Below are 19,082 nucleotides of genomic sequence, written 5' to 3'. Positions count from 1 at the left end.
GGTTTAGTGTGTTTTAGTTTAGAGATCAGGAGCTGCCCTGATTCTTGGAAATGATAGCTTCAGCAACATTACGAGGAACTTCCTCATAATTTGCGAACTCCATTGAAAATATACCCCGACCTTGAGTCATTGATCGGAGTTGAGTGGCATAACCGAACATTTCGGCTAAGGGCACTTTGGCCTGTACCTTGGACAATCCATCATCAACAGATTGTCCTTCTACTTGACCTCTTCTAGAGGAGAGATCACCTATTACAGATCCAAGAAAGTCATCAGGACTTTCGACCTCAACTTTCATCATAGGCTCTAAGAGGACTGGATTGCATTTTTTAACCCCGTCTTTAAAAGCCATGGAACCTGCAATTTTGAAGGCCATTTCAGATGAGTCTACATCGTGGAATGAACCATCGACTAGTGTTACTTTTACATCAATGAGTGGATAACCGGCAAGAACACCAGATTCACAGGTTTCCTTCATTCCATTAGATGCAGGTCCAATATACTCTTTTGGTACAGCTCCGCCAACAATTTTGTTGACAAATTCAAAACCTTTACCAACTTCGGCAGGTTCCATTTCAATTATTACATGACCATATTGACCTTTCCCTCCAGTTTGTCTTGCATATTTACCTTCACCTTTAGAACTTGACCTAATCGTCTCTCTGTAGGAAACCTGAGGAGCTCCAATGTTGGCTTCAACTTTAAATTCTCTCAACATTCTGTCAACAAGGATTTCCAAGTGCAATTCACCCATACCCGCAATTACAGTTTGATTTGTCTCAGGATCTGTACTTACCCTAAAAGTTGGATCCTCTTCGGATAAGGCTGTTAAAGCTTTTGACAATTTTTCCATATCACCTTTAGTTTTTGGCTCAACTGCAACTGAAATAACAGGTTCTGGAATGAATAATGTCTCGAGAACTATAGGATCTTCTGTATTACATAAAGTATCACCAGTTGTGGTGTTTTTAAGACCTAATACAGCACCTAAATCGCCAGCCCTCAATTCATCAACCTCCTCCCTTTCATCAGCCTTTAAAATCACTAATCTTGAAATTCTTTCTTTAGCATCCTTCGTGGAATTCATTACATAACTTCCCTTCGAGAGAACGCCTGAATACATTCTTACAAAAGTTAATTTCCCATAGGGATCTGACATCACTTTGAAAGCTAATGCACTGAAAGGGGCATTATCATCTGAAGGTCGAATATCTTCTTTTCCGCTTGGTAAAACTCCTTGTATTGGTTTCACATCAACTGGAGCTGGCAAATAATCAACAACAGCATCTAATACAAGTTGAACACCTTTATTCTTAAATGCTGAACCACAAAGAACAGGAACTAATCCATGATTTAAAACACCTTCTCTAATACCTTTTTTCAGTTGTTCCTCGGATAATTCCCCTGTTTCAAGGAAAACCTCAATCAACTCTTCATCATTTTCAGCGACGCTTTCCATCAATTTGAATCTCCACTCATCTGCTTGCTCCTTCATGTCAGATGGAATTGGTGCTTCTTCAATATCAGTACCTAAGTCATTTTTATAAAGATATGCTTTATTGGCGACTAAATCAATAATGCCTGTAAGATCACCTTCAGCTCCAATAGGTAATTGAATTGGGAGTGCATTTGCCTTTAGTCGATCTTTAATTTGCTTATTAACTTTCAGAAAATCTGCACCAGTCCTGTCCATTTTATTTACAAAAACCATTCTTGGGACAGAGTATCTATCTGCTTGACGCCAAACAGTCTCTGATTGAGGCTGAACTCCACCAACTGCACAAAACACAGCTATTACTCCGTCCAAGACTCGCATTGATCTTTCCACTTCGATAGTAAAATCAACGTGACCAGGAGTATCAATAATATTAATTCTATGATCTTGCCAACTAGTGGATATTGCAGCAGCAGTAATAGTTATTCCTCTTTCGCGTTCTTGCGCCATCCAATCTGTTACGGCAGCACCATCATGAACTTCTCCTATCTTATGAACAACACCTGAATAAAATAAAATTCTTTCAGTAGTTGTGGTCTTCCCTGCATCAATATGGGCAGCTATACCTATATTCCTTACTCGTTCTAGGGGAAAGTCGCGTGCCAATTTTAAAGCTCCAAATAAAATAATTTTTGATAAGTATAGTTCGCTCTAAAAGCAAACTTTAATAATAATAAACTACTTAAGTACCTTTTGATGAAATTAATATCTGTAATGTGCAAAAGCTTTATTAGCTTCAGCCATTTTATGAGTGTCTTCTCTTTTTTTAACTGCACTACCAGTTTCATTTGCTGCATCCATCAACTCACCAGCTAGTTTTTGGGACATACTTTTGCCATTTCTTGCACGTGAAAATGTAACAAGCCATCTTAGTGCCATAGCTGTACCCCTCTCTTGGCGGACTTCCATAGGTACTTGATATGTTGCACCACCAACTCTCCTAGCTCGCACCTCTACAAGAGGAGTAGCATTTTTTACGGCTGTTTCAAATAATTCGACTGCATTACCCCCTGTTCTCTCACTTATTAAAGAAAAAGCATCAGACAATATTCTTTGAGCTGTAGATTTTTTTCCATGTTTCATCAATCTAGAAATCATCATTGAAGCAAGACGACTATTAAATTGAGGATCTGGAAGAACTGTTCTTTTTACTGCTGCGTTACGACGTGACATTTTTTTAAAAGTAATGTTTACAAATTAATCTTTTGGAGCTTTTGCTCCATACTTAGATCTGGATTGACGTCTATCTTTGACTCCAGCCGTATCTAAAGTTCCTCTTATTATATGATATCTAACTCCTGGCAAATCTTTAACTCTTCCACCCCTAAGTAAAACTACAGAGTGTTCTTGCAGATTATGTCCAATTCCAGGGATATAAGCCGTTACTTCAAAACCAGAAGTTAATCTCACCCTTGCGACTTTTCTTAAAGCTGAATTAGGTTTTTTAGGTGTTGATGTATAAACTCTTGTACACACCCCTCTTCTTTCAGGGCAGGCTTTTAATGCAGGAGATTTCGTTTTCTTAGTCAGACGTTTTCTTTCTGAACCTATTAATTGCGAGATGGTGGGCATCTATTAAAACTTAGATAAAAATAAATATTTAACTATCATAACCTTTTACGAGCACCAACTAAAAGTTTTTAATTAATATTTTTTCAAAATTTGTCAAATTAAAATTCTTTGGTAAATATTCATTATCTTTAGATTTATTTTCATATTTATTTTTATAATAGAAATACATAAATAACTAAATAGAATTAAATAATCTATGGGAGAGAGTATCAAAAGAATCGTTGGCCCATATCAAGATAGTTATTCCCCAAAAGGAATAATTGGGGAGAAAGATGCGTGTGGAGTTGGTTTCATAGCAAATATTAAAGGGGTAGAAAGTAATTGGATCCTTAAGCAATCACTAAAGGGTCTTAACTGCATGGAGCATAGAGGAGGTTGTGGAGGAGATAGTGACTCAGGAGATGGAGCGGGCATTTTATGTTCAATTCCATGGGGATATCTAGAAGAGGAAATTAATCTAAAAAATAATCAAGAATTTAATAGAGGTTTAGGCATGGTTTTTATGCCTAATAAAAAAGAAAAAATCGAAGTATGTAAATCAATATGTGATCAAGAAGCAGAAAAATTAAAAGTCAACAAAACATTTTGGAGAAAAGTACCTGTAAATAATGAAATCTTAGGTCCTTTAGCTAAAGCAAATGCTCCATTCATCTGTCAGTGGATTTTATTAATAGATAAAAAAGACCATCAGGATGTTGAAAAGCTTTTATTTCAATTAAGGAAAAGAATTGAGAAAAAAATAAGAGAAACTTTCAAAAACGATGTTGGGGATTGTGAATTTTATTTTGCCTCACTAAGTTCTCAAACAGTTGTTTATAAAGGTATGGTTCGCTCTGAAATATTATCCGAGTTTTATCAAGATCTAAAAGAAGAGAGTTTTAAAGTTTCATTTTCTGTTTATCATCGTAGATTTAGTACTAATACACTTCCAAAATGGCCGCTAGCTCAACCCATGAGATTTTTGGGTCATAATGGCGAAATAAATACTCTCTTAGGTAATATCAACTGGGCTAAAGCTTCAGAAACACATATAGACGATTTTTGGGGAGAGTTATCTAATGAAATCAAGCCTATTGTAGATGTAAACAAAAGTGATTCATCAAATCTTGATGCAACCCTCGAAATCAATATTCGTTCAGGTCAGCCCATTACTGATTCATTATTAAAACTTGTTCCTGAAGCATTTAGAGATCAACCAGAACTTGAGCAGAGAGAAGATATAAAAGCTTTTTATGAATATTCTGCAAGCCTACAAGAAGCTTGGGATGGTCCAGCACTCCTTGTATTTGCTGATGGAAATTTTGTCGGTGCAACGCTTGATAGAAATGGCTTAAGACCAGCAAGATATTCAATTACAAATGATGGTTTTGTAATCATGGGTTCTGAAACAGGAGTAGTAGATCTTGAAGAAGAAAGAGTAATAGAAAAAGGTCGATTAGGACCGGGACAAATGTTGGCAGTTGATTTTCATCAGAATAGAATCCTAAGAAATTGGGAAGTAAAATCTGAAGCCGCTCAAAGACATGATTATAAAAATCTACTCAGTAATAGAACTATAAAATTTGAAAATAACGAATGGGTTAAAGACTGCAAACTAAAAGACCTTGAGTTGTTGCAACAACAAACTGCATACGGTTTTTCAGCGGAAGATAATGACCTTATCTTAGATTCAATGGCTTCATTAGCTAAAGAGCCTACTTATTGCATGGGCGACGACATCCCATTAGCAGTTCTTTCATCTAAGCCACATATTTTATACGACTACTTTAAGCAAAGATTTGCGCAAGTTACTAATCCACCTATTGACCCTCTAAGAGAAAAACTTGTAATGAGTTTAGAGATGCATCTAGGAGAAAGATGTACACCATTTGAAATTAAAGATGCTAAACCCTCTGTTCATTTACAAAGTCCGATTCTTAATGAAGAAGAACTCATTTCTATCAAAAAATCAAAAATTAAATCTCAGACAATTTCAAGTTTGTTTGATTTAGAGGAAGGTGTTCAAGGCTTAGAGAACCAATTAAATGCAATCTGTAAACAGAGTGAGCTTTCTATAAAAGAAGGTTGCTCTATAATTATCATTTCTGATAAGGGAATTAATCCTAAAAAGACTTTTATACCTCCTTTACTTGCTGTTGGAGCAATTCATCATTATCTTCTTAAAAAAGAAATCAGGCTAAAAGCTTCTCTAATAATTGAGACTGGTCAATGTTGGAGCACACATCATTTAGCTTGTTTAATTGGATATGGAGCAAGTGCAGTTTGCCCTTGGTTGACCTTCGAAGCAGGTAGACACTGGTTAAAACATCCAAAAACACAAAAACTCATTGATAGCAAAAAAATAAATCCATTATCAATAGTTGATGTTCAAAAAAATATTAAAAAAGCTTTAGAAGACGGTCTAAGAAAAATTCTCTCAAAAATAGGTATCTCACTTTTATCTAGTTACCATGGAGCACAAATTTTTGAAGCTGTAGGCCTTGGATCTGACTTAATAAAAATTGCTTTTGATGGTACAACAAGTCGTATCGCTGGCATAACATTAAAAGAATTAACTAATGAAACACTTTCAATACATACGAAAGCCTATCCAGAGATCGATTTAAAGAAATTAGAATTTTTAGGATTTGTACAATTTAGAAATAATGGAGAATATCATTCCAATAATCCAGAGATGTCCAAAGTTTTGCATTCAGCTGTAAAACAAGGGCCAGGATACGATCATTTTGAAACTTACAAAAAACTTATTAGGAATAGACCGACAACATCTCTTAGAGATTTACTAACAATTAATTCAACCAGAAAAAGTATTCCACTAGAGGAAGTTGAAAGTGTTGAATCAATTTGCAAAAGGTTCTGTACTGGAGGAATGAGTTTAGGAGCTTTATCCAGAGAAGCGCATGAAGTTTTAGCAGTTGCAATGAATAGAATTGGTGGAAAAAGTAATAGTGGAGAAGGGGGAGAAGATCCAGCTCGTTTTAATGTTTTAAATGATATCGATGAAAATACTCAGTCAGCGACGTTGCCATTTATTAAAGGCTTAGAGAATGGAGACACCGCATGCTCAGCTATTAAACAAATAGCATCTGGAAGATTTGGAGTGACACCTGAATATCTAAGAAGTGGTAAACAACTCGAAATTAAAATGGCTCAAGGTGCAAAACCTGGAGAGGGTGGACAATTACCTGGTCCAAAAGTTGACTCTTACATCGCAAAACTAAGAAATAGTAAACCTGGAGTAGCTTTAATATCTCCTCCCCCGCATCATGATATTTATTCAATTGAAGATTTAGCCCAACTTATCCACGACTTACACCAAGTTCATCCAAAAGCGAAAGTAAGCGTTAAACTTGTTTCTGAAATTGGTATAGGCACTATTGCTGCTGGAGTAAGCAAAGCTAATGCAGATGTAATTCAAATATCAGGTCATGACGGAGGTACAGGTGCTTCACCCCTGAGTTCTATTAAACATGCAGGTTTACCATGGGAACTAGGTGTTGCTGAGGTTCATAAATCTCTCTTAGAGAATAACTTACGCGATAGAGTAATTTTGAGAACTGATGGAGGTCTTAAAACAGGCTGGGACGTAGTTATTGCAGCTTTACTAGGTGCTGAAGAATACGGTTTTGGTTCTGTGGCGATGATTGCTGAAGGATGCATAATGGCTCGGGTTTGTCATACAAACAAGTGTCCAGTTGGAGTTGCCACTCAAAAAGAAGAATTAAGAAAAAGATTTAAAGGTATTCCAGAAAATGTTGTCAATTTCTTCCTTTATATTGCTGAAGAAGTAAGACAGATTATGAGTAAAATCGGTGTTTCTAATATGGTAGAACTGATTGGTAATCAAGAATTTCTTTCTGCAAGAAATATCGATCTTCCCAAAACTTCTAATATTGATCTTTCTTCTTTAGTAAATAAACACTCAACCCCTGATAGATCATGGTTAAAACATTCAAAAAATGCTCATAGTAATGGTTATGTATTAGAGGACGAGTTTTTGTCTGATACTGAATTTATAGATTCAATTAAAAATCACCAAATATTAACCAAAGAAATTGAGATAAAAAATACAGATAGAAGTGTTTGTGCGAAAATATCTGGTGAAATCGCAGAACTTCATGGAAACACCGGCTTCAATGGCGAACTTAACTTAAATTTCAAAGGATATGCGGGACAAAGCTTTGGTGCCTTTTTATTGAAGGGAATGAATGTTCAATTAATCGGAGAAGCTAATGATTATGTTTGTAAAGGAATGAATGGAGGAATACTCACAATAATTCCACCAAAAATAGATGAAATATCCTCCGAACAAGTTATCTTAGGAAATACTTGCCTTTATGGAGCAACAGGTGGAAAATTATTTGCTTTAGGAAAATCAGGAGAAAGATTTGCAGTAAGAAATAGTGGAGCCACTGCAGTAACAGAGGGAGCAGGAGATCATTGTTGTGAATACATGACTGGTGGGAAAGTAGTTATTCTAGGTTCCACAGGAAGAAATATTGGTGCAGGTATGACTGGTGGAATAGCTTTCATAATCGATGAGAATAATGATTTAAATAATAAAGTTAATATGGAAATAGTAAGCATTCATAAAATAACTTCATCAAGGCAGGAAGATATCTTATTGGAAATTATTAGAGAATATCGAGCAAAAACAAATAGCTTAAAGGCCGCCAAAATAATTGAAAATTGGTCTCATTTCAAGAATACTTTCAAATTAATTGTTCCCCCAAGTGAAGAAGAGATGCTTGGCATAAAGAAAATGTAAATGCCTTTCTTTGTAAAAACTGAAATTATAAAAAAAGAATACCTAGTTAATAATGATTTAAAACGAAAAGTAATTAAAGAACATTATGAATGGATTAAAAAATTAAAAAAAGATGGAATTAATATAAAAAGTGGTTTTTTAGTAGATGGGTTAAAGAGGCCAGGCGCTGGAGGCTTACTAATTATTGAAATAAATAATTATGAAAATGCACTAAAAATAATTAAGAATGATCCAATGATTAAAAATGATCTAGTTGAATGGACATTAAATGAGTGGGTAGATTCAAATAAATGAAAATTACTATCTTGGATATTTTTTCATAAGTTTTTGAATCTCTTCAGCATGGTAACTGCTTCGAGTTAAAGGAGAACTAACTACTTGCATAAAATCCAAATTTTTTTCCCCGAAAACTTTAAAATAATTGAATTTTGAAGGACTCACAAATCTTTGAACAGGTAAATGATTTGGGCCAGGAGATAAATATTGCCCAATAGTAACAATATCGACGAAATTACTTTTTAAATCCTCAAGAAGACTTAAGACCTCCTCATCTTTTTCTCCAAGACCAAGCATAAAGCCTGACTTTGTATAAACTTTGGGAGAATAGTTTCTGGTTCTTTTTAGTAACTCAAGAGTTCTCTCATATTTACCCTGAGGTCTTACTTTTTTATATAGTGAAGGCACAGTCTCAATATTGTGGTTTAAAACGTTTGGATTTGAATCAAGAACTTTTTCAAGCGCTTTCCAGTTACCGCAAAAATCAGGAATTAAAAGCTCAATAGTAGTTTCAGGAGATTTTTTTCTTACTTGATAAACACATTCAAAAAATTGAGATGCACCACCATCCTCAAGATCGTCTCTATTTACCGATGTTATTACAACATGTTTAAGCTTCATTCTAAAAACTGCTTCGGCTAGACGATATGGTTCTGTTGGATCTAATTCTCTTTTTGATCTATCAAAATCAATATCGCAATATGGACATGCCCTAGTACAGCCAGGACCCATTATAAGGAAAGTGGCAGTTCCACTAGCAAAACATTCACCAATATTTGGACAGCTTGCTTCTTGACATACAGTATTGAGCTTTAAATCATTTAACAAAGCTGCCGTATTCCCAATTCTCTCAACTTGCGGAGCTTTTACTCTTAACCAATCAGGTTTTGAAATTAAACTATTAGGATTATTTGTCAAATTAAGTGTTTCTGACCTGTAAACTTATTTTACTAAAAACAAGATGAATTAACTATTAATAATTTCAAAAATGATGCCTAAACATGGAAGTCAAGAAATAAATGAATTTAACTAGTCCATCGATAATTTAAAAATCCAAATTAAAGTTAATAATTACACAATATTTTTGTTTCATCAACTAAAAAAAAACAGTATTTGAAACGTTATTTTTAATACAGATATTAGAACATTATAATAAAACTCTAAATTAATAAATAGATTGTAATTATTGAATTTATTTGTACTAAAAAGTGTTTTTTTTAAAATTTATTGATACATTAAAAAATATATGTAATAAAACATTGACTTTTAAATTTAAAAGAAAACGTCTTTTACTATCTGAAAAAAATAAAAACTCTAAAGCGATAGGTTATGCCAGAGCTGCTCATAATGAAAATGAATATTTAGAAGAGCAAATAAAAATTTTAAAGAAAGAGGGTTGCAGTTTAGTTTTCTCTGAATTTATAAGTTTAGATGAAGAAATCAAACCCCAACTCAATAAAGCTATAAATTGCTTATTTAGAGGTGATCAATTAATAATAACTCAGCTTGACCGAGCCTTTAAAAATAAAAAAGAATGTTTGCGGACAATAAATAAATTAATTAATAAGGATATTAAATTGCGAACTTTGACTGGTTTTTTTGCTGCTAATGAATCCTCTAATGAAATTTCCTCAATTTTTAAAATTTTATATGAATTAGATAATTTAGAAGACAAAAGTTTAGGAGAAAGAAAAAAAGAACAACTATTACGAAGAAAATTATCTGGGAATAATCTGGGAGGAAGGCCCAAAATAAGTCCTTTAAAAGAATCTTTGGTAATCAGATTACGCAATGAAGGATATTCATATCGATCAATCAGATCACAAACAGGAATTGCATTATCAACAATAAGAAGAGTGATTTTGGAAGGAGAATTAATATAAAATGAAGAGGAAAGAAATTGAAAATTTAATTAAAGAAAATTTCAAAGATACAGCGTTGCGTATTTATGAATTAGATAATGAAGATAGAAAAAGTTTGTTAGCTGAATATAGAGAATGGATTATGAATGATTTAGATTTTGAGGAAGTAATGATGTTACCTTATGAAGCCTATACTGATAAATTAGACTCTAATTACTTAGACGATTGACTTAAATCCTCAAATCGGATAACTCTTATTAAATTCATATATTTCTTTGGCTATTAATGGTAAGAAGGAGGTATCTTTAGAATATTTTTCTCCATTACAAAAAACGACTAATAAAGTGTGTAGAGATTGACTATTAGTCCACCAGGCTGAATCATGTCTAACTTCAGACATTAAGCCTGCTTTACTCCAAAGATTAATGCTTTCTGGTAATCCTGCACCCAAAAAACCATCTATTTGATTGAGAGAATCTTTTTTAAGAACAATTTTATTTAAATTTCTTTTTAAAAAACTTCGCAAATTTAAATCATTTTCTTGATAATCAATATGAATCATAATTTCCTCTAGTACCCTTGCAGCTGAATCAGAATTCATAGCGTTTCTATTTTTATTATGATGTCCATAAAATTCTTTCTCACGACCAAATGGTCCATCGTCCCAGGTCTTCTGACAGCAATTTATACCATCCAATTCTTCCCAATTTAAATCATTTATCCAATCATTAATTATCCTTCTTTGATATTTCCAATTTTCCCATAGTTCGCCTTCAATGCGAGGTCCACTTGTTGTTCCAGTAAGTAAATCAATTAAAAAGCTTGTTGCATTATTACTGGAAAAAGACAACATTTTCCTTACAGCATCAATAATTTCATCTGATAATGATAAACTTCCTTTTTTAATCCAATAAAATGTAGCAAGGCCATAAACTAACTTGACTATGCTGGCAGGGTAAACCATTTTTTTATTATTAATACCAGTTCCAAAACCTTTAAATACACTTTTATTTTCACTTTTATAATTAATCCAAGTTATCGAAATATCTTCTCTTGAAAAATCTTTATCATAAGAGCACACTCTCCTTAAAATATCATTTAAGGCTATACCCATCTCTCTACTTAAATGGTAAAAGGACATTGTATGGAAAGTTATAAAAATCCTATCTCACTATTTAAACAAACTAATTTTTCAAAAACTATTTGGTGGAAATTAAAAGTTAATATTTCTGGATATCAAAATGAAACAGAAGATAAATTAGTGACTGAAATATTTAAAGATAGAATTTTTAGGCTGATTTATCCAAATAATTATCAAAACAACCATAAATCTTCAAGAATACTAGTTCAACTATATGAAGATGGATACGTCTGCTGGATAAATTTAGATGGATTAATTATTGAGAAATACGAATTCAAAAAAAATAACAGTTTGGGAAATGAACACTTCTTTATAAAAGATAAAGTTAACTCAATTTTAAAATGGATCAAAAATCAATCTGAGTTAAATAATGAATATCTTTGGGGAGGTACATTAGGACCCAATTTTGATTGTTCTGGATTAATTCAGACTGCTTTTTTAAAGCATCAAATTTATATACCCCGAGACTCTTTTCAAATAAAAAGTTTTTGTAAGCACCTTTTTTATTACAAAGAATCGTATGCGGCTCTACGACCTGGCGATCTATTATTTTTTGGAAATGAAGAAAAATGTGATCATATTGGAATCTACAAAGGAGACGGAAACTATTACCATAGTTCTGGAATAGATTTTGGCAGAAATGGAATAGGATTAGATACGCTAAAAAAGTCTAATGATAAAATATCCTTGCATTATAAATCTAAACTAATTTCGGCAGGAAGAGTAGTTAGAAATTATAGATGGGACCGCACTATACGTTAGGTAATAGAGCTCACCATTAAATTTTAAATTAAATCAAAATATTACTTATTCTTTTATTTAGAAATTAACCAGCAGTCCAAATATTTTTAATGATTGGCATTATGGTATCTAAGTGTAATGTCCCAACAAGTAACCAAGCAAAAACAGCTCCTCCACATCCTCCTAACCAAAATCCACTAGTAAAATCAGCCCAACCAGCTCTTGTAAATAAGTCCTTTGGAGGATTATTAACAGTCGCGTCCGGAGGTTGAACATTAGGTGCTTTACCAGGTGCATTGTATAGAACAAAAAGTGCTGTCAAAATATGAACAGCTCCAATAGTAGCGAGAAGTCCAGCTGTTAGAGCAAATTCAGAATTTCTTAATGGGCCAGTCATGGTAAAAGGTCCATATAGAAGATACCCAAAAGCTGCTCCAGTTTCTAAACCTCTAAAATTAGGAGAAATACCTTCTCTGTAAAAAGGTAAATTATTTATGAAGGCTTTTGTAAAATAACCACTATTAACTGGAGTAGCTAAATTACCTACAAAGGGATCAGCAACTGTTTTTACTGCCCATTGTTCTGCTACACCAATATCATTTGGTTGAACAGAAGTATCTATGTATTTCTCATCAAACTTAATAGAACTTGTTGATTCAGAGAATGATTTTTGAAAGTCGCTCATTTTTTTAATAGTTAAGTGTTTGATAATTTATTCAGTTGCTGTAATTAATCTTCCAATCAATACGATAAAAACAGCAGGCATTGCTATACCAATTAATGGAACAAAAATTGAGGGTAAAAGACTTGGTAAATCAGATGGCATAGTTCTTTAAACATCTTTAAACACTTTAGTCTTTATCAGCGAAATAATGTTAATTTTATTACTGGATGATATAAAAATTATTAACTTTTTACATGTTAAATTTTTTCGCAATTTTACTTATTATTTTTATAGGAATATTACTTCTAGTTTTTAAAAAAAGAAGCTTTAAAAAGTTAATAAATCAAAGCAATTTAAATTCTATTAAATTAAAGAAAAATAAAAAAAGTAATAATAAATTTCTATCTAAAAAAAATAGTTATTTATACAATCACGAAGAAAAAAATTACTCAGTATTTTATAAAAAATCTCAAAGAAATAAAATGATTAGTCTTTTTCAGGGTGATAAAGAAAATAAATTAAAGGCATTAAAAATTGCGAAAGAATTGGCTGATAAATCAACATTACCAATTTTACGAAAAGGCTTGAGAGATATTTCTCCTGAAGTCGTTGAAATTTCAGCTTTATTAATAAGACAGTTCAAGTAAACAATTAATTTTGCTTAGCACTGTTTATTGATCTAATTCTGTAAATTGGACGACTTTGACTTTCATGATAAGTCCTAATTAAAAGTTCGCTCAATAATCCAAAGCTAAATAATTGAACACCAGCAATTCCTAATATTAATGCAAACATCAGCAACGGACGATTTCCAATATCCTCACCCATTATTTTTAAAACTATCAAATAAGAACTTATCGCAAGACTAGAGAAAATACTTATAATTCCAACAAAACCAAATCCATACATCGGTCTTGTTAAAAATTTTGTCATAAACCAAACAGTTAGTAAATCCATTAAAACTCTAAAAGTTCTATCAATTCCATATTTACTAGATCCATATTGCCTGCTCCTATGATTTACTTTAATTTCTTTGATTCTTGCACCTTCAATATTTGCTAAAACTGGCAAAAACCTGTGAAGTTCCCCATATAACTTTATATCTTCTATTATTTCTTTCTTAAAAGCTTTTAATGAGCAACCATAGTCATGCAACTTTAAACCTGTTACGTGAGCTATTAACTTATTCGCTATTTTTGATGGTATCTTTCTATTAATTAATTTATCTTTTCTATCAAACCTCCAACCACAAACCAAATCATAACCATTATTAATTTCTGAAATTAATAAAGGAATATCATTTGGATCATTCTGTAAATCACCATCCAAAGTAATAACAATATCGCCCTTAGAATTATCAAAGCCAGCTGACATTGCTGCTGTTTGACCGTAATTTTTGCGAAGGGAAATTACTGACAATTCCTTGATTTTGTGAGTTAGTTGCTTTAATACTTGATGAGTATTATCTTTAGAACCATCATTTACAACAATCAATTCAAAATTAAATTTATGAGATGACATTACATTTATAACTTCATCCAATAAAAGCCCAATACTCTCGCTTTCATTGAAAACAGGGACGATAATAGAAATTAATTGTTTTATATCTGACATTTATATTTAATAATAATTACACAATTTTAACTTAATTTATAACATTAAAATTAAACAAAAAAAATCACCACAAACGTGGTGATTTAAATTATTTAAGGGAAATTTAACCAAACTTACCTGAAGTGGATGCGATAACAAATGCACCAAATGTAAGTATGTTTCCAATCGTGAAATGTGCTAGTCCAACTAATCTAGCTTGAACAATTGAAAGTGCAACTGGCTTATCTCTCCAGCCAACAAGGTTAGCAATTGGAGTACGCTGATGCGCCCAAACTAATGTTTCAATTAACTCTTGCCAGTAACCACGCCATGATATTAGGAACATGAAACCAGTAGCCCAAACTAAATGACCGAATAGGAACATCCAAGCCCAAGGAGATAGAGAATTTACTCCAAATGGATTATATCCATTAATAAGTTGCGCAGAGTTTAACCAGAGATAATCTCTAAACCAACCCATTAGATAAGTTCCTGATTCGTTAAATTGCGCTACATTACCCTGCCAAATTGCTAGGTGTTTCCAATGCCAGTAAAAAGTTACCCATGCTATTAAATTTAATGCCCAGAACATAGCTAAGTACATAGCGTCCCAAGATGAACTATCACAAGTACCACCACGTCCAGGTCCATCGCAAGGGAAAGCATAACCTAAATCTTTCTTATCAGGAATTAATTTTGTTCCTCTAGCATCAAGTGCACCTTTGATAAGGATCAAAGCAGTTGTATGAAGACCTAAAGCTATAGCATGGTGAACCAAGAAATCTGCTGGCCCGATAGGTAAGAAAGCACTTAATGCATCTTGTCTATTGATAAGATCCATCCAGTAATGATTACCTGGTAATGAATTAGCTGCGAGAGTTGCTGAACTTGTAGGATCAGATAACAAAGCGTTAAAGCCGTACATCATCTTACCTTGAGCAGCTTGAACGAATTGAGCAAATACTGGCTCGATTAGAATCTGCTTTTCAGGATTACCAAAAGCTACGACAACATCATTGTGAACATAAATTCCAAGAGTATGGAATCCTAGCAACATTGTTACCCAACTAAGGTGGCTAATCAAAGCTTCCTTTGTTCCAAGTACTCTTGCTAGTACATTATCCTTATTTAATTCAGGATCGTAATCTCTCACAAAGAAAATGGCTCCGTGTGCAAAAGCACCGACCATCAAGAACATAGCTATGTACTGATGATGACTATATAGAGCGGATTGTGTGGTGTAGTCACGGGCAATAAAAGCGTAAGAGGGAAGTGCACCCATATGTTGGGCTACAAGAGAAGTTGCAACACCAAGTGATGCTAAAGCTAATCCAAGTTGGAAATGTAATGAGTTATTTACAGTTTCATATATTCCATCGTGGTTAATTCCGAAGCTACCTTTATGAGGATCATTAGGGTGTCTTGTATTATGAGCTTCTGTAATTTCTTTGAGGCTATGACCAATACCAAAAGTATTTCTATACATATGACCAGCAATTACAAAAACTGTACCAATTGCAATATGGTGATGTGCAATGTCAGTAAGCCATAGTGCTTCACTTTGAGGATGAAGACCACCCAAGAAAGTAAAGATTGCTGTACCAGCTCCCTCAGCTGTTCCAAATACTTGGTCTAGAGAATCAGGATTTTGGGCATATGCTCCCCAGTTTAAAGTAAAGAAAGGCGCTAATCCTGCGGGATGTGGAAGCACTGTTAACCAGTTATCCCAACCTACATGTTGACCTCTTGACTCAGGTATTGCAACATGAACCAAATGACCAGTCCAAGCGATACTACTAAAACCAAATAAGACAGCTAAATGATGATTTAATCTTGACTCTGCATTTTTAAACCATGCTAGAGATGGTCTGAATTTTGGCTGTAAGTGTAACCAACCTGCAAATAGAGTCCAACAAGCCAAAATACTCATGAATATTGAAGCTTGGAAGAGTTGCTCATTAGTTCTCATTCCAATTGTGTACCACCAATGGTAGAGACCTGAGTAAGCTATGTTTACCGGACCATTGGCTCCAGCTTGTGTCATTGCTTCTGTGATACCAGATCCAAAATGAGGATCCCAAATAGCATGAGCAATAGGACGAACGTGAGTTGGATCAAGTACAAATTGCTCGAAGTTACCTTGCCAAGCAATATGGAATAAGTTACCAGCTACCCAGAGGGCGATTATTGCTAAATGACCAAAATGTGTAGAGAAAAGCTTCTGATAAAGCTTTTCTTCGGTCATACCATCATGACTTTCAAAGTCGTGAGCGGTAGCTATTCCGTACCAAATTCGTCGGGTTGTAGGGTCCTGAGCTAGACCCTGGTTAAATGATGGAAATTTTGTTGCCATTGAATTAAAAAGGTGAAGTTCAGGTAATTAGCCCAGGCCGAAAAGGCGAGCATGGAAGAAAGCCCATGTGGTAGCTATACCACCGACAAGGAAGTGTGTTACACCTACCGCTCTACCCTGAGTAATAGATAAAGCTCTTGGTTGAATGGTTGGAGCAACTTTAAGTTTGTTATGCGCCCAAACAATTGATTCGAACAATTCTTGCCAATATCCACGTCCACTAAAGAGGAACATTAAACTAAATGCCCATATGAAGTGAGCTCCTAAGAACATCAAACCGTACATGCTTATGGATTCACCATAACTTGTTAATACCTGAGAAGCTTGCGCCCAAAGGAAATCTCTTAACCAACCATTAATAGTAATAGAGCTTTGTGCGAAATTACCGCCAGTAAGTCCCCAAACATCACTCTGCATTTTCCAAGAGAAGTGGAAAATAACTATTGATAAACAGTTATACATCCAGAAAAGTGCCAAGAAAACGTGATCCCATGAAGAAACTTGACATGTACCACCTCTTCCAGGTCCATCACAAGGGAATCTAAATCCTAAAGAAGCTTTATCAGGGATCAACCTTGAACTTCTTGCGTAAAGTACTCCTTTGAGAAGTATCAAAACAGTTACGTGAATTTGGAAAGCATGAATATGATGAATCATTAAATCAGCTGTACCTAATGGAATTGGAGCTATGGCAACCTTTCCACCAACCTCTACTAAACTTCCATTGAAAACCTCACTTAAAGCTTTGTGAGGTAAAGCTTCAGCAGTACCTGCTAAAAGAGAAGTTCCAACAGCAGAAGCTTGAATACTCTGTACCCATTGAGCAAAAATTGGCTGAAGCTGGATTGCAGAATCACTAAACATATCTTGGGGTCTACCCAAAGCTCTCATAGTATCGTTGTGAATATAGAGTCCAAAACTATGGAATCCTAACCACATACATACCCAGTTCAAGTGACTGATTAAGGCATCTCTTGCTTTGAGGATTCTGTCTAGTACGTTATCAATATGTTTTGCTGGATCATAATCTCTAACCATTGCAATTCCTGCATGAGCGCCTGCACCTACTATGAATAATCCACCAATCCACATGTGATGAGTAAATAATCCAAGAACTGTCATATAGTCAGTAGCTATATATGGATATGGAGGCATCGCATACATGTGATGAGATACAAGTATGCTTATTGATCCAAGCATTGCTAGGTTTACCGCAAGCTGGGCATGTCTACTTTCTGCCATGAACTCAAAAAGTCCTTGATGACCTTTAGGAGCAGGGAATAATATTGGGTCTCCTTGCTGAGAATCTAATATTTCTTTCATACTATGACCAATACCGTAATTGGTTCTGTACATATGACCACCAATAATTGCTATTACACCAAAAGCTAAATGATGATGGGAAACATCAGTCATCCATAAGCTACCTGTCACAGGGTTAAGTCCACCTTTGAAAGTAAGGAAGTCTGAGAAAGCTAACCAGTTTAAACTGAAGAAATTACCTGTACCACTTGCTAATCCTGGAAATATCTGACCGATAATTTGTGGATCACAGAGTTGATGAGGCATAGGCATATCTGCAATAGTTGCTATTTCTTTACCATTTATGACTAAAGGAGAACCTGCATCAATTGCATCTAAGAGAGCTGCTGTTGGAGCTCCGATATGAATACAGTGGCCAGCCCATGCTAAAGATCCTAGTCCCACTAAACCAGCTATATGATGATTAAGCATAGACTCAATATCTTGGAACCACTCCATTTTTGGAGCTGCTTTATGATAATGAAAAATTCCTGCATGAAGCATAAGTGCAGCCATTACTACAGCACCTATTGCTAAAGCCATCAATTCACTCTCGTTAGTAATTCCCCATGCTCGCCACATGTGGAATATCCCTGAACTGATTTGAATACCGTTATAGTTAGCACCAAGATCAGCATTAAGCATTTCTTGACCAACAATGGCCCATACTTGCTGAGCTCCCGGTTTGACATGAGTTGGATCAGCTAACCAACCTGAATAATTAGAAAATCTTGCTCCATGGAAAAATGCAGCACTCATCCATATGAAAATAACTGCAAGATGTCCAAAATGAGCTGAAAAGATTTTTCTTGTTGCTTCTTCAGCATCACCTGTATGCACATCGAAATCATGTGCATCAGCATGCAAATTCCAGATCCAAGTTGTAGTTTTTGGACCTTTAGATAATTTAGTTGACCAGAACCCTGGCTTATCTAATTTGGCAAAATCAATAGGTCTTGGATCGGCCTTAACAGGATCCTCCAAAACTTTTTTGTTTTTTTCTCCACTTTCTGGTGGGCTGATGGTCATCTAGCACCTCGAAAATAATTGACATTAAAGCCGATTGATCGGATCTTGAACTTATTTTTAATGATAATGTTCAAGAAAACGAATCTTACGGATCTTTAAATATTCGTTTCAAAAATAATAAGGCAAAGATTCTTTCGTTATGCATTAACGTAACAAATGTTCTAATGATTGTTACTATATGAATATTTTGTTAAATTCTAGTCTATGACTAAATTATAAGTATTTTTACTCAAATTTTAATTAAATTTCTTAAATTTTTTTTTATATTTCAAAGAAATATTTTTAA

Annotated in this window: 16 protein-coding genes; 6 read left to right on the top strand and 10 right to left on the bottom strand. The window is 34.2% G+C overall.

Annotated features, from left to right (window positions below; genetic code table 11):
- Nucleotides 1-25 precede the first annotated feature (25 nt).
- The 3 genes from fusA to JJ842_06455 form a co-directional block, all read right to left on the bottom strand.
- The gene (fusA, locus tag JJ842_06465; protein MBO6971552.1) at nucleotides 26-2,101 is read right to left on the bottom strand and encodes an elongation factor G; all 2,076 of its coding nucleotides are present in this window, start codon (nucleotides 2,099-2,101) and stop codon (nucleotides 26-28) included.
- A 96-nt stretch (nucleotides 2,102-2,197) separates the two neighbouring features.
- Nucleotides 2,198-2,668, bottom strand: coding sequence for a 30S ribosomal protein S7 (rpsG, locus tag JJ842_06460; GenBank protein ID MBO6971551.1), 471 nt, complete (start codon nucleotides 2,666-2,668; stop codon nucleotides 2,198-2,200).
- A gap of 24 nt (nucleotides 2,669-2,692) precedes the next feature.
- Complete coding sequence (locus JJ842_06455) at nucleotides 2,693-3,067, bottom strand: 30S ribosomal protein S12 (GenBank protein MBO6971550.1); 375 nt, start codon at nucleotides 3,065-3,067, stop codon at nucleotides 2,693-2,695.
- A 196-nt stretch (nucleotides 3,068-3,263) separates the two neighbouring features.
- Between JJ842_06455 and gltB the strand changes: the two genes are divergently transcribed.
- Nucleotides 3,264-7,835, top strand: a complete 4,572-nt coding sequence (gene gltB / locus JJ842_06450; protein ID MBO6971549.1) for a glutamate synthase large subunit — start codon at nucleotides 3,264-3,266, stop codon at nucleotides 7,833-7,835.
- Nucleotides 7,836-8,129, top strand: a complete 294-nt coding sequence (locus JJ842_06445) for a hypothetical protein (protein MBO6971548.1) — start codon at nucleotides 7,836-7,838, stop codon at nucleotides 8,127-8,129.
- Between the two features lie 6 nt (nucleotides 8,130-8,135).
- Here JJ842_06445 and lipA read toward each other — a convergent pair whose 3' ends face one another.
- Nucleotides 8,136-9,029 (bottom strand): lipoyl synthase, encoded by an 894-nt coding sequence (gene lipA, locus JJ842_06440; protein MBO6971547.1) that lies wholly within the window; start codon nucleotides 9,027-9,029, stop codon nucleotides 8,136-8,138.
- A 290-nt stretch (nucleotides 9,030-9,319) separates the two neighbouring features.
- On the opposite strand from lipA, the gene JJ842_06435 reads away from it, so the two are divergent.
- Both JJ842_06435 and JJ842_06430 read left to right on the top strand, forming a co-directional pair.
- A complete protein-coding gene (locus JJ842_06435) occupies nucleotides 9,320-9,994 on the top strand; it encodes a recombinase family protein (GenBank protein ID MBO6971546.1) in 675 nt (224 codons plus the stop codon).
- Nucleotide 9,995: 1 nt separating this feature from the next.
- Nucleotides 9,996-10,202, top strand: a complete 207-nt coding sequence (locus JJ842_06430) for a hypothetical protein (GenBank protein MBO6971545.1) — start codon at nucleotides 9,996-9,998, stop codon at nucleotides 10,200-10,202.
- Nucleotides 10,203-10,211: 9 nt separating this feature from the next.
- Here the strand turns inward: JJ842_06430 and JJ842_06425 are convergent, their stop codons facing one another.
- The gene (locus JJ842_06425) at nucleotides 10,212-11,114 is read right to left on the bottom strand and encodes a serine hydrolase (GenBank protein MBO6971544.1); all 903 of its coding nucleotides are present in this window, start codon (nucleotides 11,112-11,114) and stop codon (nucleotides 10,212-10,214) included.
- A gap of 3 nt (nucleotides 11,115-11,117) precedes the next feature.
- Here JJ842_06425 and JJ842_06420 point away from each other — a divergent pair, with 3 nt between their 5' ends.
- Nucleotides 11,118-11,876 (top strand): C40 family peptidase, encoded by a 759-nt coding sequence (locus JJ842_06420; protein ID MBO6971543.1) that lies wholly within the window; start codon nucleotides 11,118-11,120, stop codon nucleotides 11,874-11,876.
- Between the two features lie 64 nt (nucleotides 11,877-11,940).
- Here JJ842_06420 and JJ842_06415 read toward each other — a convergent pair whose 3' ends face one another.
- The gene (locus tag JJ842_06415) at nucleotides 11,941-12,540 is read right to left on the bottom strand and encodes a photosystem I reaction center protein subunit XI (GenBank protein ID MBO6971542.1); all 600 of its coding nucleotides are present in this window, start codon (nucleotides 12,538-12,540) and stop codon (nucleotides 11,941-11,943) included.
- A 27-nt stretch (nucleotides 12,541-12,567) separates the two neighbouring features.
- Nucleotides 12,568-12,681, bottom strand: coding sequence for a photosystem I reaction center subunit VIII (locus tag JJ842_06410; protein ID MBO6971541.1), 114 nt, complete (start codon nucleotides 12,679-12,681; stop codon nucleotides 12,568-12,570).
- 92 nt (nucleotides 12,682-12,773) lie between these two features.
- On the opposite strand from JJ842_06410, the gene JJ842_06405 reads away from it, so the two are divergent.
- The gene (locus tag JJ842_06405) at nucleotides 12,774-13,166 is read left to right on the top strand and encodes an annexin (protein MBO6971540.1); all 393 of its coding nucleotides are present in this window, start codon (nucleotides 12,774-12,776) and stop codon (nucleotides 13,164-13,166) included.
- Nucleotides 13,167-13,170: 4 nt separating this feature from the next.
- Here JJ842_06405 and JJ842_06400 read toward each other — a convergent pair whose 3' ends face one another.
- The 3 genes from JJ842_06400 to psaA all read right to left on the bottom strand — a co-directional run bounded on the left by JJ842_06400 (nucleotide 13,171) and on the right by psaA (nucleotide 18,796).
- Nucleotides 13,171-14,133 (bottom strand): glycosyltransferase family 2 protein, encoded by a 963-nt coding sequence (locus JJ842_06400; protein ID MBO6971539.1) that lies wholly within the window; start codon nucleotides 14,131-14,133, stop codon nucleotides 13,171-13,173.
- Nucleotides 14,134-14,236: 103 nt separating this feature from the next.
- Nucleotides 14,237-16,465 (bottom strand): photosystem I core protein PsaB, encoded by a 2,229-nt coding sequence (gene psaB / locus JJ842_06395; protein ID MBO6971538.1) that lies wholly within the window; start codon nucleotides 16,463-16,465, stop codon nucleotides 14,237-14,239.
- Nucleotides 16,466-16,492: 27 nt separating this feature from the next.
- The gene (gene psaA, locus JJ842_06390; GenBank protein ID MBO6971537.1) at nucleotides 16,493-18,796 is read right to left on the bottom strand and encodes a photosystem I core protein PsaA; all 2,304 of its coding nucleotides are present in this window, start codon (nucleotides 18,794-18,796) and stop codon (nucleotides 16,493-16,495) included.
- Between the last annotated feature and the right edge of the window lie 286 nt (nucleotides 18,797-19,082).

The organism is Prochlorococcus marinus CUG1433 (assembly GCA_017644425.1).
GTDB classification, from domain to species: Bacteria; Cyanobacteriota; Cyanobacteriia; order PCC-6307; family Cyanobiaceae; genus Prochlorococcus_A; species Prochlorococcus_A marinus_U.
The sequence above is the reverse complement of the archived record's forward strand: the minus strand, read 5'-3'. Positions and strand labels throughout refer to the sequence as shown.